At 68.7% G+C, this 15,288-nt stretch carries 14 protein-coding genes; 3 read left to right on the top strand and 11 right to left on the bottom strand.

The features are described from left to right. Positions 1 to 80: 80 nt before the first annotated feature. From ACIP5W_RS33625 to cynR, 3 genes are all read right to left on the bottom strand, one after another. Complete coding sequence (locus tag ACIP5W_RS33625) at positions 81 to 452, bottom strand: transposase (RefSeq protein ID WP_401481504.1); 372 nt, start codon at positions 450 to 452, stop codon at positions 81 to 83. A gap of 84 nt (positions 453 to 536) precedes the next feature. After that, positions 537 to 1,406, bottom strand: a complete 870-nt coding sequence (locus ACIP5W_RS33620; RefSeq protein WP_401481502.1) for an IS5 family transposase — start codon at positions 1,404 to 1,406, stop codon at positions 537 to 539. Positions 1,407 to 1,958: 552 nt separating this feature from the next. After that, entirely contained in the window at positions 1,959 to 2,867 is a 909-nt protein-coding gene (gene cynR / locus ACIP5W_RS33615) for a transcriptional regulator CynR (protein ID WP_401481500.1), read from the bottom strand. A 124-nt stretch (positions 2,868 to 2,991) separates the two neighbouring features. Between cynR and ACIP5W_RS33610 the strand changes: the two genes are divergently transcribed. Both ACIP5W_RS33610 and cynS read left to right on the top strand, forming a co-directional pair. After that, positions 2,992 to 3,600 carry a carbonic anhydrase gene (locus ACIP5W_RS33610; RefSeq protein ID WP_401481498.1) on the top strand — a complete coding sequence of 203 codons (609 nt, stop codon included), beginning with the start codon at positions 2,992 to 2,994 and terminating at the stop codon, positions 3,598 to 3,600. 111 nt (positions 3,601 to 3,711) lie between these two features. Then, positions 3,712 to 4,182, top strand: a complete 471-nt coding sequence (cynS, locus tag ACIP5W_RS33605; RefSeq protein ID WP_142270050.1) for a cyanase — start codon at positions 3,712 to 3,714, stop codon at positions 4,180 to 4,182. A 190-nt stretch (positions 4,183 to 4,372) separates the two neighbouring features. On the opposite strand, the gene ACIP5W_RS33600 is transcribed toward cynS, so the two are convergent. The 8 genes from ACIP5W_RS33600 to tap form a co-directional block, all read right to left on the bottom strand. Beyond that, a complete protein-coding gene (locus ACIP5W_RS33600; RefSeq protein WP_401481495.1) occupies positions 4,373 to 6,049 on the bottom strand; it encodes an acetolactate synthase large subunit in 1,677 nt (558 codons plus the stop codon). Between the two features lie 157 nt (positions 6,050 to 6,206). Next, positions 6,207 to 7,081, bottom strand: a protein-coding gene (locus ACIP5W_RS33595; RefSeq protein ID WP_401481493.1) for an IS5 family transposase whose coding sequence is annotated in 2 segments (ribosomal slippage) — positions 6,207 to 6,688 and positions 6,688 to 7,081 — 876 coding nt in all. Because the reading frame shifts where the segments join, the coding sequence is not laid out codon by codon here. A 101-nt stretch (positions 7,082 to 7,182) separates the two neighbouring features. Then, positions 7,183 to 7,758, bottom strand: a complete 576-nt coding sequence (locus ACIP5W_RS33590) for a TetR/AcrR family transcriptional regulator (protein WP_401481510.1) — start codon at positions 7,756 to 7,758, stop codon at positions 7,183 to 7,185. Positions 7,759 to 7,896: 138 nt separating this feature from the next. After that, complete coding sequence (locus tag ACIP5W_RS33585; protein ID WP_401481491.1) at positions 7,897 to 8,433, bottom strand: ATP-binding protein; 537 nt, start codon at positions 8,431 to 8,433, stop codon at positions 7,897 to 7,899. A gap of 438 nt (positions 8,434 to 8,871) precedes the next feature. Next, on the bottom strand, positions 8,872 to 9,345 hold the full coding sequence (locus tag ACIP5W_RS33580) for a DUF1348 family protein (RefSeq protein ID WP_401481489.1): 474 nt from the start codon (positions 9,343 to 9,345) through the stop codon (positions 8,872 to 8,874). Between the two features lie 935 nt (positions 9,346 to 10,280). Further along, a complete protein-coding gene (locus ACIP5W_RS33575) occupies positions 10,281 to 10,979 on the bottom strand; it encodes a TIGR02391 family protein (RefSeq protein ID WP_401481487.1) in 699 nt (232 codons plus the stop codon). 130 nt (positions 10,980 to 11,109) lie between these two features. Beyond that, positions 11,110 to 11,667 carry a telomere-protecting terminal protein Tpg gene (gene tpg / locus ACIP5W_RS33570; protein ID WP_401481485.1) on the bottom strand — a complete coding sequence of 186 codons (558 nt, stop codon included), beginning with the start codon at positions 11,665 to 11,667 and terminating at the stop codon, positions 11,110 to 11,112. Between the two features lie 12 nt (positions 11,668 to 11,679). After that, a complete protein-coding gene (tap, locus tag ACIP5W_RS33565; protein ID WP_401481483.1) occupies positions 11,680 to 13,989 on the bottom strand; it encodes a telomere-associated protein Tap in 2,310 nt (769 codons plus the stop codon). 191 nt (positions 13,990 to 14,180) lie between these two features. Between tap and ACIP5W_RS33560 the strand changes: the two genes are divergently transcribed. Continuing rightward, positions 14,181 to 15,164 (top strand): hypothetical protein, encoded by a 984-nt coding sequence (locus ACIP5W_RS33560; RefSeq protein ID WP_401481481.1) that lies wholly within the window; start codon positions 14,181 to 14,183, stop codon positions 15,162 to 15,164. The last annotated feature ends 124 nt before the right edge of the window (positions 15,165 to 15,288 follow it).

The following is a 15,288-nucleotide window of genomic DNA, read 5'->3' as shown; positions in this document are numbered from 1 at the left end:
ACCGGCCCGCACCCTCACGCAACTACGAGCCCGCCTACCGTCACACGACGACACCTGCACAGATCAACTCTGACAGTTATTCAGACACAGGCCCCAGAGGTTCCGGTGTACTGCCGGCCCACCCCGGCCGAGGTGGAGCCCTTCTTGATGAACCCGGTGTCGTCGATGATCAGCACTCCGTCCGGCCCGAGCCGTTCGGCGACATAGGCACGGACATCGTCACGCAGGGCGTCTGCGTCCCAGACGCTGCTGTTCAGCAGCCGCTGGAAGCCGTCGGGAGTGCGGTGACCTGCCCATTCCGCGAGCTGCCAGCCGTTCTTGCGTGTCGCCCGCCCCAGCAGACCGCGGACGTAGTCCCGCATCCGCCACCGCAGATCCGCCCGAGTAAACCGGCCCGCCACCCGCTCGAACACCGACTCCAACTCACCGGTCCAGCAACTGACTTCAGTCATCCCCTCCATACCAGGACAACGACAACCACCAGCTCAGGACACGAACCGCTGCTGGAGTATTAGAGGTCGTTTTCTCCCGTTGTTTCATCCCGGAATCTGCGGTTGATGCGTCTTTGCGGGGTCGTGCCAGGAGACGGCGCTCTCGCCGGTGAGGCGGCGGGCCATGAGATCGGTCATGGCGACGTGGATCATGGCTTCGGAGCGGGCGGGCCGGGTTTCGTAGTCGCGGGCCAGGCGGCGGTGGAGCATGAGCCAGCCGTAGGTGCGCTCGATCACCCACCGCTTCGGGATCGGGGTGAACCCTCTGGTCCCGGGCTCGCGTTGAGTGATTTCCATGTCGATGCCGAGGCCGGCGGCGTGCTCGACGAGGTGCTGGCGGTAGCCGCCGTCGAGCCACACCTTGCGGATGCGGGGATGTTCGGCGGCGACCTGGTCCAGGAGCTGGGTGCCGGCGACGGAGTCCTGCACGCTCGCCGCTGTGACCAGCACGGCAAGGAGAAGCCCGATCGTATCGGTGGCGATGCTCCGCTTCCTCCCGACGATCTTCTTCCCGGCATCGATGCCCTGGCCGGAGGCGAGCACGCTGGTGGAGGTTTTCACGCTCTGCGCGTCGATCACGCAGGCCGACGGTTCGGCCTCCCGTCCCTCCTTCTGCCGCAAGAGTTGCCTGAGCAGGCCATTGAGCTGGGCGAACACGCCTTCCTGCTGCCACCTGGCGAAGTAGCCATAGACCGTGTTCCAGTGCGGGAAGTCGTGCGGGAGGTAGCGCCACTGGACCCCGGTACGGTCCACGTACAAGATCGCGTCCATGATGTCGCGCAGGTCGTGTTCGGGGGGCCGGCCGAAGTCCAGAGCTCGGCCGCGGCGCTCGAAACGCCAGGCAGCCAGGACCGGCTCGATCAACTCCCAGCGGGCATCGGACAGATCACTCGGATACGGGCGTCGCTTCGGCATGCTTCCGTCGTACTGCCGCGAACCGAGTGCGCCCAGTCGCACGCCGACGGCGGTCGAAGCACACAGCCTCGAAGGCCGGGCATCCTAGGATGAGACAGGATTACGGCCTTTTCCGCCTCATCCGCAACCTCCCACGACTCGCTGGCATCGACAGTCTCCGTGACCTCACCTGTACCGCCATCCATCGCTTAATGAATCACCCAATAAGTGGGCACTGCAGATGAAAACGACCTCTTAGCGGATCAGGGAAGGGCGCGGCGGCATTCGCCTATCAGATGTCCCGGTGGCCACACGTATCCACGGCCCGCCCTCAAGCCGCAACAAATCGCTCCGGAGCCGGTTCTCCCGAACTCCAGGCCTGTGTCCTGCCGGCTGCTGCCCGCGACGGTGACAGCGGCGTCCGTGACCATCCGCGAGAGCTGAGCGAGCCGTGCGGGCCTTGCCAGTCGATCAGAGGGCGTGCCGTACGAAGGGAGAGTTCCACGGCTCGACCTGTCCGCTCGACCGACGGCGTCCCTGCGCCGTGGGCCACCGCCCGCTGCCTCCGCGACCTCACGGGGAGGAGGAGTACCCGCTGGAGGCGACCCATTGTCGGGTGAGGTGGGTGAAAGCCCGGGCGGCAGCGCTTTGGTAGGAGCCCGAGCGGCAGAGCAGAGTGACAATGCGCTCGGGCAGAGGCGGGTCGAGGGGGACGGCACGCAGATGCGGGTGATCCCGGGCGATGGCCTCGGGCAGCACAGATGCCAGAGGGGTGCGCTGGATCATTTCGGCGACGGCATTGACCGAGTTGGCTTCCATCGCGATGCGCGGTGTGGTGTGGTGCTGATCGAAGTAGGTGTCGATGTGCCTGCGGGTGGCAAAGTCGCTGCTGAGCAGGGCCAGGGGGCGGCCTTCCAGTTCTCGCACGGGTAGCGGGTCTGTCCGGTCGGCGTAGGGGTGGTGGGTGCCGGCGACGAGGCTGAGGGCTTCGGTGAACAAGTCGTCCGTGGAGATGCCGGGCAGGTGGGCACCGCGAAAGGCGATCCCGAGGTCGAGGTCGTCGGCAAGGAGGGCGGACTCGATGCGGTCCTGCGTCATTTCCCTGATGCTCAGGGTGATGTCGGGATGACGGACGTGGAACTGTCCGGTGAGGGGGCCGATGAGGTAGGCGGTGAAGGTGGGGGTGACCGCCAGGCGCAGGCTGCCGCGGGAGAGGTCGGCCACGTCGTGGACGGCGCGTTCAGCAGCGGCGAGTTCCTGCAGAGCGCGACGGGCGTAGTGGACGTAGGTCTCCCCGGCGTCGGTGAGGCGCACGGCACGACCCGTACGGTCCAGCAACTGCGTGCCCATCAGGCGTTCCATCTGTCTGATCTGCTGGGACAGGGTCGGCTGGGAGATGTGCAGGACTTCGGCGGCGCGGGTGAAGCTGCCTTGTTCGGCGACGGCGAGCAGATAGCGCAGATGACGTAGTTCGAAGCCCATGACATCACTATAGATGAGACCAATAGATCTTATATTCAGTGCGTCTTGGACTCTATAAGCACAGTTCATGCATGGTGGATTTCGTCAACCCGCACCAGTCGGGCACTGGCCGAAAGGAGTGATCATGCAAGACCTCGCCGAGGGAGTCGCACATTTCCAGCGGGGCGTCTTCCCCGCCCGGGCGGCGCACTTTCAGCACCTGGCCACCACGCACCGGCCCAGCACCCTGTTCATCAGCTGCTCCGACGCCCGCGTCATACCGGAGCTGATCACACAGAGCGAGCCGGGCGAGCTGTTCGTCATCCGGACGGCCGGAAACCTGGTGCCCGCCTACACCCCGAACGCTGATGGCATCGCGGCGAGCATCGAGTACGCCGTCGCCGTCCTGGGCGTGTCCGACATCGTCGTCTGCGGGCATTCCGCCTGTGGCGCGATGACCGCCCTGGCGGACGAGCACGACCTCGCCGCCCTGCCGGCCGTCGCCCACTGGCTGCGGCACGCGGAGGCCTCCCGGGTCCGCACGGCCTGTGCCGAGCCCGGCGAGGACAAGGTGAGCGTCCTGGTACGGAACAACGTGATCGCTCAGCTGGCAAACCTGGCGACGCACCCCAGCGTCGTCAGGGCACTGGCGGCGAAGACCCTCACGCTGCGCGGCTGGGTCTACGACATCCCCACCGGCGCGGTCGACCAGCTCGACCCGGTCACGGGTTGCTCCGCCGCCCTCGCGGCCTGAGCTGCCCTGGCCCTTTCGTCGAGGCCGCCGTCCGACGGCCTGATCCCCCGACCGTATGACTCCGCTGAGCTCGCTGTAGGGCGGGCCGGCACATTGGAAAGGAACGCCCTCATGGTGCACGCTCAGTTCGACCCTGCCGCCCGGCAGGCCCTGGCCGCTGTGGTTGTCGAGGCCAAGACGCGCAAGGACCTGACCTGGCAGCAGCTCGCCGACGCCAGCGGCCTGTCGGTCGCCTTCACCACCGCCGCGCTTCTGGGGCAGCATCCCCTGCCGGAGGCCGCCGCCAGGGCGGTCGCCGAACTGCTGGAACTGGATGAGGAGGCGGCCGTACTGCTTCAGGCCATCCCGACCCGGGGATCCATTCCCGGCGGCGTCCCGACCGACCCGACGATCTACCGCTTCTACGAGATCGTCCAGATCTACGGCACCACGCTCAAGGCCCTGGTCCACGAGCAGTTCGGCGACGGCATCATCAGCGCGATCAACTTCAAGCTCGACGTCAAGAAGGTCGCCGACCCCGAGGGCGGTGAGCGCGCGGTGATCACCCTGGACGGCAAGTACCTGCCCACCAAGCCCTTCTGACCCAGCCGTCCGCCGTCCCGGCGGCCGCTGCCGATAAGGCGCCTGGGCCGGCACGCCGATTCGCTTCGGGCGACCAGGGCCACCATTACAGGGCTCCCCCGCCGCTTCCCGCGCCCCAGCACGACATGGGGTCGCGGTGAGGCGGCGGGGCCTTGCGCTCACTTGGGCCACGGGATCAGTCAGAACGACGTCAGAGTGCGGCGTCCAGTTGGCCGAGGCGGGCGGTGAGCCTGAGATTTTCGCTGTAGTCGACGGGGCAGGCGATGATGGAGACTCCGGGGTCGTCCAGTGCTGTTCGCAGCGTGGGCAGCAGTTCCTCCGCGTCGGCAATCCGATATCCCGTGGCTCCGAAGCTCTCCGCGTAGCGGACGATGTCGGGATTGCCGAAGGCGGTGGCGTCGTGTTCGCCGAGTGTCAGGTCCATCTTCCACTCGATGAGCCCGTAGCCGTTGTCCTCCCAGATCAGCACGGTAAGCGGGATGGCTTCGCGGACGGCAGTTTCGATCTCCTGGGAATGCATGAGGAACGAACCGTCGCCGACCGCGGCCAGCACCTTGACGTCCGGTTCGGCCAGGGCCACGGCGAGCGCTCCGGGCAGTGCGAAGCCCATTGCGGACAGGCCGTTGGAGATCAGGCAAGTGTTGGGCGCGTACGTGGGGTACAGCCGCGCCATCCACATCTTCAGGGCGCCGGTGTCGACGAGTACGACATCGTCGCGACCCAGAGCGGCGCGGGTGTCGGCAACGATGCGCTGCGGTGCGAGCGGGTACCGGCCGTCGGCACGTCCGCGATCCAGCTCGGCTTGCACCATTTCGCGGCACCTGGCCGGGGCCGGCCCGCGGAAGCGGTCGGAGACGGCGGCCGACAGCGCGTCCAGGGACTGCGAGATGTCGCCGATGATGCCAAGGTCGATCGAGTAGTGCGCGTCGACCTCAGCGGGGAAGCGGTGCACGTGGATGATTTTCTTGTCGCGTTGGGGGTTGATCCGGGCGGGGTCGAACTCCTGCAGTTCATAGCCGACGGCGATGATCAGGTCGGCCGCGTCGAAACCGAAGTTGGTGTAGTCGCGGCGCATGAAGCCGATCGAGCCCATGGAGTTGATGAGGTCGTCGGCAATGACTCCCTTGCCATGGAAGGTGGTTGCCACCGGCAGTCCGAGGGAGCCGGCGAAAGCGGTGAGCGATGTGGCCGCGGCGTTGCGGGCGGCGCCGTGGCCAGCCAGCACGATGGAGTGGCGAGCGTTGTGCAGGAGTGCTGCGGCGCGGGCGATCTGGCCCGGCGACGGTGCCTCGGCGCGCACCACGTAGCGAGGCAGCGGTTGCAGCTCGGCGGCGGCGGGCGCGGCGTCGACGTCCTCGGGTACCGCCAGGTACACCGCGCCGGGCCGCTCGGTTTCGGCGGTCTTGAACGCGCGGCGCAGCATTTCGGGGATCGCCCCGGCGCTGGGCACGCTGGCCGACCACTTGGTGATGGGAGCGAACATGTTGACCAGGTCAACGAACTGGTGGGTTTCCTTGTAGTTGCGGTTGTGGCCGACCTGCGCTGACAGGGCAACCAAGGGGGTGCTGTTGGTCATGGCGTCGGCGACACCGAGCTGAAGGTTGATGGCTCCCGGGCCGAGCGTGGCCGAGACGACCCCGGCCGTACCGGTGACCCGGCCGTACATCTCGGCCATGAACGAGGCGGCCTGTTCGTGGCGGGTCAGGATGTATCGGATGCCGGAGCGTGCCAGGGCTAAGGTCAGGTGAAGGTTCTCCTCTCCGGGAAGACCGAAGACGACGCGGACACCTTCGTTCTCCAGGCAGCGGACCAGCAGTTTCGCTGCGCTGTGCCGATCTCGGTCCGAGAATTCGCTGGGCCCGGTCATGGCACGCCTCCCTTGCCGGGATCCACATCCAAGCTACGCCTCCCCCGGGTCCGGACCCACCGCAGTCGCGTGGGGGACCGCGTCAGCTGGCCGGGGGGCACTCCGAGTCCGTCACACCGTGATCACCGGCGCCTAGGGCCTGTTGCGAAAGTGCTGGTCACAGCCACTCGTTGATGGCTGCGACCAGGACGGTCGCTTCGTAGCGGACGGCGAGTTTGTCGTACCTCGTGGCGACGGCCCGGTGGCGCTTGAGGCGGTTGATCCCGTACTCGACCGCATGCCGCTGCTTGTAGTCGTCCTTGTCGAACGTCGGCGGCCGCCCACCGCGTGATCCGCGCTTGAGGCGGTTGCGGACCCGGTCCGCCGGGACCGGGACGGTGGCCCTGATCCCGCGTCTGCGCAGGTAGGAGCGGTTGCCGCGAGAGTCGTAGGCCTTGTCGGCCCGGACCCGGTCCGGACGCTTGCGCGGCCTGCCGAGCCCCAGCCTCGGGACCCGGATGGCTTCCAGGACCGCTTCGAACTGCGGGGAATCGCCCCGCTGCCCGGCCGTGATCACGACGGACAAGGGCTTTTGCCCCTGCTCCACCGCGAGGTGGATCTTGCTGGTCAGTCCGCCGCGGGATCGTCCGAGGGCGTGGTCGGCCGGCTCGACGACGACGCCGCCGGGCGGTTCCTTCTGGAGGTCCCCCTTTTCGCCGCTCCGGCGGCGTGCTGGTGGGCCCGGCAGACGGTGGAGTCGACGTTCACGTCCCAAGTGATCAGGCCCTTGGCGTCCGCCTCGGCCTGAAGCCGGGTGAGGATCCTCGCCCAGGTCCCGTCCCGCTGCCAGCGCCGGAACAGGTCATAGACCCGGTCCCACGGCCCATAGCGTTCCGGCACGTCGCGCCAGGGAGCCCCGGTCCGGGTCCGCCACCGTATGCCGTCCATGAGCTGCCGCCGCGTCCACACCTGCGGACGACCCGGCTTGATGCCCACCGGCAACAACGGCTCCAGCCGGGCCCACTGGCCGCTCGTCAGATCCCCACGTCCCACAGGACATGATCATCAACGAACAAGATCCACTTTCGCAACAGACCCTAGGTGGCACCCCGGAGGGAACGGAAGCGGGGCTGTGAGTGAAGGCGACGGCGTGCTCAGGCAGCGGTGACCACGTCTGCGTGAGCGGCCCGCAGCAGGGTGCGGGCGGCGTCCTTGGCGTGACGGGCGGGCTCTGGAGACCCGGAGATGGCCGCTGTGGTCATCGCGCCCTCGGCGAGGAGGACGAGCTGGTCGGTCAGCCACGCGGGCGCGTCCGCGGCGGCCACGAGATCGGCAAGATATCGCCGGAAGGCATCCTTGTGGGCCTTCGCGATGTCGGCCACGGTCTGGGACGTCGCCCCCAGCTCCCCGAAGGAGTTGATGAAGCCGCAGCCGCGGAACCCCTGCTCGCTGAACCAGAGGAACAGCCAGTCGAAGACCGCCAGAATCCGCTGCTCGGGTGAGTCGTAGGTATCCACGTGCTGGGCAAGATCGCGAAGCCACCTCGCGTCCCGCCGCCTCAGGTACGCCTCGACCAGGGTGTCCTTGGAAGGGAAGGTCTGGTACAGGCGCTTGAGGGGCACGCCGGAGGCGGTGCGGATCGCATCCATTCCCACCGACTGAATGCCTCGGCCGTAGAACAGTTCCTCGGCAGCGTCAAGGATCCGCTGCTCAGTCGTCTCGGGGTCCACTTCACTCACCCATTCTCGAAAACGGTCGTTCTCCTACGGTACAGCCACCAGGTCGCACGGCATATTCCCGGGCGCGGGCCGGCCGGTCGCCGTATGCGCCTGCCCGGATCGGGGCCGGGCGTGTTGCCCGCTGCCCACTCAAGCGAGCGCAAGGTCTGCCTGGGGCTCCTCGGCCGGTGCGGTGGCGACGCGGAGCCCGGCGCGGTCCCGCCGGTGATCCCGTTCCTCGAGTGTTTCGGTCCAGTCCGCCAGGAGTTCGACGATGCCCACGCCGCGGCCGTGCTCATCAGGGGCACCGGTGCAGCGAGGGTGGGGCGAGGGCGCCGTGGCGCCGGAGTCGGCAACCTCGATACGCACGGCGCGGCCTTCGAATGCGAGGCTCACGATCATGTCGGCCCGTCCGTACTGGGCCGCGTTCCCCGCAAGCTCGCCGACGATCAGCAGGACGGGGTCCTGATCCTCCGGGACGACGTCCCATCGGGCGAGCAGGGATGCGGCGAAGTGGCGGGCGGTGCGTACCCAGCGCTCCTCGGCGGGAAGGGCGATCATGCCGTGCCGGTGCATGCCCGTACGGGCATGGGCCAGCGCCGGGGTCACGGGGGCCGGCCGGGGCTGCTCGCCGGACGGGGGCAGCGCCATCGGCGGGGGTCGCATTGCGGTGTGCGAGAGAGTCATGGGATCACCCACCTGAACTTTCCGAGCCCGCATCAACAGGCTCGTGTTCTGCAGCTTCTCTGCCCTCGGCCCTGGATTGGGTCGGCGTCAGGGCCCAGGCGGCGGCCCTGCGGCACTCGCGGCGGCCGAACCGGCAATCCGTCCGGCCAGCGATGGCAGTGTCGTGAGCCTCCAGGCTTAGAACGATCGTTCTACTGATTGAGACCAGCCTATAGAACGACCGTTCTCGGGGCAAGGGGGATGCGCCGAACTGCCGAAAATCCAGAGCACCGCCCCACGCTTACCGCAGGTGAGAGGGTCTTCAGGGCCTGCGAGGGACTCCTGAGCCCAAAGCCCTCCAGGTGCGCGGCGGCCTCTGTCGCAGGTGCAGCCTCACGCACGAACGGCCGCGCCGTGGATCCGGCGTCGGGCCTGGATCCACGGCGCGGGGGTGGCCGGTCAGAGACCGAGGTCGCTCAGGCCGGGGTGGTCGTCGGGGCGGCGCCCGAGGGGCCAGTGGAACTTGCGCTCCGATTCCTTGATGGGAAGTTCGTTGATGCAGGCGTAGCGGTGGTGCATCAGGCCGTTGTCGTCGAACTCCCAGTTCTCGTTGCCGTAGGCGCGGAACCAGTTGCCCGAGTCGTCGTGGTACTCGTAGGCGAAGCGCACGCCGATGCGGTTGCCGTCGAAGGCCCACAGTTCCTTGATGAGCCGGTAGTCCAGCTCCCGGTTCCACTTGCGGGTGAGGAAGGCGACGATCTCGTCGTAGCCGGTGGCGAACTCCGCGCGGTTGCGCCAGTAGGAGTCCACCGTATAGGCGAGGGCGACCTTCTCCGGGTTGCGAGAGTTCCAGCCGTCTTCCGCCAGGCGGACTTTCTGGACGGCGGTCTCCCGGGTGTACGGCGGGAACGGGGGGCGCGGTTCGTGACTCATGACGCTTCCTTCGGGTCTGTCGGTATCGCCGCTGGCGGGGTGTGAGTTCCGTTGGTGTGGGTGCACCGCGCGAGAACGGGCGTTCTCACCGGCAGGCAAAACTGTACGGGAACGATGGTTCTCGCGCAAGGTCCTCAGGACCCCGACCTGGCAGCCCTCTCCCTGACGGGCCATCGCGCGCAGACGCCTCGCCCGGTGGAGCGGTGCATCCGGGGCAAGCCACTGTGAACAGGCTTGAGGTGAGGGACTCGAGGGCCGGGCCCGTGAACTCGCAGTCGCCCTGCACGCCGCCCTGCACGGAAGCCCGGCGCCGCTCGCCCGCGCGACGCCTGCCGCTTCCTGACCAGCCGCCTTCAGGACTCCAAGGTCATCTCGTGGCGGCTTTTGGGCTCACCTTGGCTGAACCCGGGGAAATCCCACCGGGTGCTCTGCAGGCGGGCAGACGTGCTCTGTTGATCTCCCCACCTCCGATCCGGGAGTGGGGTGTGCATCGGGTCGTGGACGCGCCAACTCCCACCGCGCCGTCGACGAGATGTTCCTACCTTGTCGACGGTCACGTAATGCCCCAGACCGGCTCCGTCGTCCCCGCTCGTTCGTGCGATTCGGGCGAGGGGGAAGGGGGGCGGGCCGCCCGGCAGTGAAGTGTCCGGTCCGAGCCGGGCCGTCAAGGACGCCTGCGGCGTCGATACCGCGATGAGCTGCGCTCATCCTTGACTGCCCGGCTCGGACCTAAAGGATCGGCTGGTTGCCAGGCGGCCCGGGAAGTGCGTCGTCCGCCTGGTCGCCGCGGAGCAACTCCGCCTTCCCCATGGGGACGTCCATGAACTTCAGCCTGGGGAATTACGCGAAGTTCCACACGGCATCAAGGACGTCCTCGCCGCACGGCAGGCCGGGCGGCCGTGGCCGCACTACCGCAACGAGCACGAGATCTGGGTCTAGGTGGCGCGCTCCACAGCGCACTGCTCGATCCAGCGGGCGAGGACGCTCAAGGTCGCCAGGTGCTCCAACGCCTCCTGTTCGGTCCAGGTCACCTCATCCTCGTGTGCGGCAACGTTGCGCAGGGCGAGGAAGGCACCGGCCGCGAGGTACTTGGCGCCTTCCTGGCGGGCGCGCCACGTAGGTGTGTTGCGGTCGCCGTCGAACCGCAGGCGCGGTTTCCCTGCGACGGGTTCCTTCATGTCGAAGGCCTGCATGCACAAGTCCGTCTCGCCGATGTCGTGGCGTCCCAGCTTCTGCTGGAGTCGGCGGTTCACGGTGCGGGCAGCAGCCAGGACAGCGTCCTGCCGGGCCTCTGCGCCCCACAGCGGGGCGGCCGGCTCCCACACCCAGGGGTGGAACTGGTCGGCGGGCAGCGTGGGTGCATCAGGAACGAGCCGGGCAGCCCATTCGTCCATGTCGGCCAGAATGCCCAGGCCCCGGTGGACCTCATTGCGGGCCATGGCCTCGCCTGCCATCTGACCGAGGTCGATCTTTTCGGCAAGCTGCGGGTCCAGGAGCCGCAGGATCTGCTTGACCGTGGGCTCCGCGCGGTGCAGCTGCTCGTAGAGCGTCGGATCCCCCAGGTAGTCGCCCGGCCTTGTGCTGCGCTCGTAGCGCAGGGCCAGGTCAGCAAACGCCTCAAGCTGCTGTCGCATCCAGTCTCGGTCCACGGCCGCATCCTAGGAGCGGGCTCTGACAGTCCCTGATCCACCGGCTCGGCAAAGCCAGGAGCAGCAGCAAGGGCCCGAACCCAGAAGCCGGTTCGGGCCCTTGCTGCGGGGCGATCTACAGGTCGAACTCAAGGTGCTCGATGTCCGTGAACCGGACCTCCTCCAGCTGTCCGGCGCGGCGCCCGCCGTCCTGGAAGTACACCTCCTTGAGCGCCTCAGCGGCGATCTCCTTCAGACGCTGTTCGGTGGCGCCGGCCTCCTGGGCGTCGAAGAGACGGGCGGCGTGGTGGGGCGGCAGTGCCACCGTGATGTGGCGGAGGCGGTCCTCGTCGGTGGAGCCGATCGGGGCGGTGTAGCCGATCCGGGCGCGGGTGTCGATGACGATGCCGCCGGTGGTCGCCGCCTGCTGCCGGGCCTTGGCCCGGATCTGCGGCTGCCAGCGGGCCTTCACCTCGCGCTCCAGGCGCGCGGCGAGGTCGGGGCGGGGCTTTTTGATCTGGTCCTTCACGTACCGTTCGACGGTGCGCTGGGAGACCCGCAGCATCTGGGCGACCGCCTTGGTGCCCTTGAGCTGCTTGACCAGGTACCGCATCTGCGCGCCCGCGCTCTTAGGTGCCGGGCGGGTGAACGCCTTCTGCACCGCGGCCTCCAGGCCGTCCCCGAACAGGCTCATCGTGGCCCACTCCTACTCTCCGTTGTCGACGTCGGTGACGGTGCCGTCCTTGATGTACCGGGCGAGGTTGAGCTCCGGCGCGTTGAACCGCTCCCGGACTTCCTCACCCCACAGGACGCTCTGGGTGCCTTCGTGCTTGACCAGGCCGGGGTTGATGCCGAGTTTGAAGCCGCCGGGCAGCGGCTTGCCTTCCCGGTAGGGCAGGAAGTCCAGCGGGCTCGGCCCGTTGGAGGCGTAGACGACGCAGTCGGACAGGATCGCGATGGGGTACTGCCCGGTGAACGCGGCGTGCTTGACGATCTTGCGGTGGAGGTTGATCCGGGTGCGGGAGATGACCGCCGCGCGGATGTCCGGCCGCCACGTCGGGCGGGACAGGGCGCGCCACGGCTCGCCGGGCCGCCAGCCCTCGCCCCGGGGCCGCTCGCGCAGCTTGCCCAGACCGCCCTTCACCGTCGCCTTGACCGCGTCCACGACGATCGCCAGCTCCGGGTCACGGCTCTTGTAGCCGTCCATCGCGGCGAGGAAGTCGGCCGGCGACAGGTCGGCGTCGACGCCGAGGTCGGCCATCGTGGCGAGGTAGGCATCGCGCAGCCGGTTGTACCAGCCGTCCAGGTACCGGCCGTTCTCGTACCGGACCCACGCCTCGATCGGGCGCACCTCGTAGCCGAGCTCCTGGGCGTAGGCGACAGTGGGCGTCGCGTACCAGGCCGACCCCTCGGGGCGCTCGCCCTTCGGCGTGAACGGGGAGGGCAGCAGCGAGCCGTCCAGCTCCACCCACTCCTTGCCGACCTTCACCTTTGACAGGTCGACGTGGCTCAGGTCCACCAGCCAGCTGCCGGGCAGCTTCGGGTCGAATGCCGGGGCCTTGACGTGCGTCGGGGCACCGAGGCCGAGGGTCAGGCCGTTGGCGCCGGCTGCAAAGGCCATGTTGACGTCGATGCCGACCAGGTGGCGCAGGGTGCACTCCGCGTCGGTCATCGGCCGCGCCCAGTCGTACGCCTCCTCGAACAGCTTCTCGCCGGGGCCGCGGACGTGGAAGCGGGGCAGGTCCTTGAGGACCGGGTGGCCGTCAGGGGCCTCGCAGGGCGCCGGGTCGACCGGGTCCTTGCCCAGCGAGCCGGGGTTGTGCTCGGAGTGCCGCTTGCCGCTGGCGTCCGGCTCGGAGGCCCGGGTCGCCGGGTGCAGCGCGGTCATCAGCTCCAGGCCGGTCACGGCGGTCGATCCGCGTGGCGTCATGACCCAGGACGCGTACACGCCCAGGACGCGGGCGAGTTCGGCTGGCGGGAGCTGCCCGGCCTCACCCCAGTGCCGGGTGTCCAAGGCGTGCCACGACGGGATGCACAGCTGCACGCAGGCCCGCTCCGAGCCGGTCGCGGGGCGGTAGATCCTGGCCCACGGCCCAAACCCGCGCTTGGTTAGCTTCCACCCCGCGCGCGCGAGCTGCTTGATGACCTTGTGGCCCTCCGGCAGGCGCCCGGCAAGGCGCTCCTCCTCCGTGAGTGTGACGGGCAGGCCGTAGCGCTCCAGCGCGGCCCCGGTGAGCACGATCAGCGGGTCGGCGTCCTTGCCAGGTCCGGCGAGCTTCGGCTGCCCGAGTTTGGCCTCCCTCAGCGTCCAGTCCACCAGGGATGGGATGCTCTTGGCGGGCACGTCCAGGACCAGGCCGCCGGTGCAGTACGCCAGCACCTGCCCGTTTTCGACGTCGACGGCCGCCAGCGGACCGTTCTCGAACCGCGGGTCGGTGCCGCCCGCCGGGGTGCCGGCCGGGGCCGCCTTCCGTGCTCCGGGACGGCGCGACGTCCTAGTGGTGCGCGCCGGGCGGGACGCGGCGGTCGGAGCAGCGGCGGCAGGGGGCTGGGTGTTCTCGGTTGCAGTCATGTCCGCAGCCTCGGATGCCTCCCCTGTGGACAGAGTTCGGGCTTCCGCCGGGGCCGCCTTCTGCGTTCCGGAACGGTGCGACGTCGACGTGGCCCTGGTGGGGGACAGGGATTCGACCACGTCGTCGATTGCAGCGTCCGGAACCTCTGGCATTTCGCCTGCCGGGGCGGGCGTGCCGGTGAACGTGGCGGGCACCGGGGCCGGGTAGAGCTCCGCGAGCTGCTTGAGTAAACGCGCGTACGCCTCACGCTCGGGGCCGCGCGGCTCAGTCGGTTTCTTCGTCGACTCCCAGGCGGACACCGTGGCCCGCCGCACCTTCAGTGCGCCGGCGACTTCGTCCAGCGTCAGGCCGTGCGCGACCCGCAGCCGCTTGCGCTCCTCCGCTGGCGGCAGCGGAGAACGGGACGCGACCAGCGCGTCGACGGCATCGAACAACTCGGACATGAAGCACCTCCTGCCTCACACCCTACCGTGAAACGTAATTATTGCGTATTTTTAGCGTACGAATGCCGTACGAAATGCGTACGCGCCCGGATGGGCTGATCCCGGCCAGGGAAGGGCCGGAAACGGTCGCGTCACGCGGAGCCGTTCTGGGGAGGTAGGAGCGGTCTTGCTTGGAGTAACCAGGGGGTCACGTGGGGTGGAAGAACGAGTTCGACAAGGCGATGAAGAAACTCACCGAGATAGAGGACCGGCTGACGACGGCGCAGCAGAAGGTCGAGCGTCTCGACGATCCGACCGTGGGGCTGACCGCGCTGCACGGCGAGCTGGTGCAGAGTCGACTGAAGATCCTCGAAAAGATCGAGGGGGGCGTCATCGGGCTGCGCGAGGAGAACCGGGAAATCCGCCGGCGCCAGGACCGGATGATCAGCGACCTGAACGACACACGGGGCGAACTGCGGCATCTGCTCGATCTCGTTGACGTCCTGCGGTCCTCCGCTCTGCCTGGGACGCCCGGCGAGAGCACGCCGGCGCCTTCCACGGAGACGGAACAGCCGCCCGGCCCCGAGGCCGGCCATGGCCTGACCGCCTCCGCAGAAGCCCGGCCGCCCGCCTCCGCCGACACCGAACACCAGGGGGGAACCATGGAGAACACCGCGCACCAGCCGCGGCCCGAGGACGGCGCTCAGGAGCAGGACCCCGCGCTGAAGAACGCCATCGAGGCTGCCTACCAGGGCACCAGCACATCCGCCGGCCAGCCCCCCGCGGCCGCGCCGCAGGCCTTCGCCGGCGCGGATGACCCGCGCATCGCCCACGGCGTGCTGCTGCTGAAGGCCGCCGGCGTGGCCTCCGTCGAACTGATCGCACACCGCGACACCTGGGAGTGGCTTGCTGCCCTGGCCGCCGGCCACAGCCACTTCCGCACTCCGCCCTCCGTCGAGGACATCAAGGAGGGCCGCGAGGGCCGCGTCCAGACCGTCCTGTCCGGGCGCTCCCTCATCGCCCTGCTGATCGAGCTGTGGAACACCCGCTCCACCGCGGCTCCGCTGCAGAGTGAGTGGGCACTGGCCACCATGACCTACAACCGCATCGCGGCCGAACTCACCGACCCCGCCGGGCAGGGCCAGACCATCCGCATCGTCCTGGACGACGGCTATCCGCAGGAGACCAGCGACTGACCGGCACCACGTATGACAACGTACAGCGGCCGCCCCGACCGGTCCGGGGCGGCCGCCGGAAGCGGGGCAGCCGCGCCCTGCAACCGCTCGACACTCTGGCCCCGAAGAAGGCGCCGGCGGACCT

Origin of the sequence: Streptomyces sp. NPDC088766, assembly GCF_044750845.1 — a bacterium.
Classification (GTDB): domain Bacteria; phylum Actinomycetota; class Actinomycetes; order Streptomycetales; family Streptomycetaceae; genus Streptomyces.
This window is presented reverse-complemented; position numbering and strand designations above follow the sequence as displayed.

Coding starts and splice junctions, on each gene's coding strand:
- ACIP5W_RS33580 (WP_401481489.1), bottom strand. CDS start 9,345: ATGAGTCACGAACCGCGCCCCCCGTTCCCGCCGTACACCCGGGAGACC.
- ACIP5W_RS33585 (WP_401481491.1), bottom strand. CDS start 8,433: ATGACTCTCTCGCACACCGCAATGCGACCCCCGCCGATGGCGCTGCCC.
- cynS (WP_142270050.1), top strand. CDS start 3,712: ATGGTGCACGCTCAGTTCGACCCTGCCGCCCGGCAGGCCCTGGCCGCT.
- ACIP5W_RS33600 (WP_401481495.1), bottom strand. CDS start 6,049: ATGACCGGGCCCAGCGAATTCTCGGACCGAGATCGGCACAGCGCAGCG.
- cynR (WP_401481500.1), bottom strand. CDS start 2,867: ATGGGCTTCGAACTACGTCATCTGCGCTATCTGCTCGCCGTCGCCGAA.
- ACIP5W_RS33625 (WP_401481504.1), bottom strand. CDS start 452: ATGACTGAAGTCAGTTGCTGGACCGGTGAGTTGGAGTCGGTGTTCGAG.
- tpg (WP_401481485.1), bottom strand. CDS start 11,667: ATGAGCCTGTTCGGGGACGGCCTGGAGGCCGCGGTGCAGAAGGCGTTC.
- tap (WP_401481483.1), bottom strand. CDS start 13,989: ATGTCCGAGTTGTTCGATGCCGTCGACGCGCTGGTCGCGTCCCGTTCT.
- ACIP5W_RS33575 (WP_401481487.1), bottom strand. CDS start 10,979: ATGCGACAGCAGCTTGAGGCGTTTGCTGACCTGGCCCTGCGCTACGAG.
- ACIP5W_RS33610 (WP_401481498.1), top strand. CDS start 2,992: ATGCAAGACCTCGCCGAGGGAGTCGCACATTTCCAGCGGGGCGTCTTC.
- ACIP5W_RS33620 (WP_401481502.1), bottom strand. CDS start 1,406: ATGCCGAAGCGACGCCCGTATCCGAGTGATCTGTCCGATGCCCGCTGG.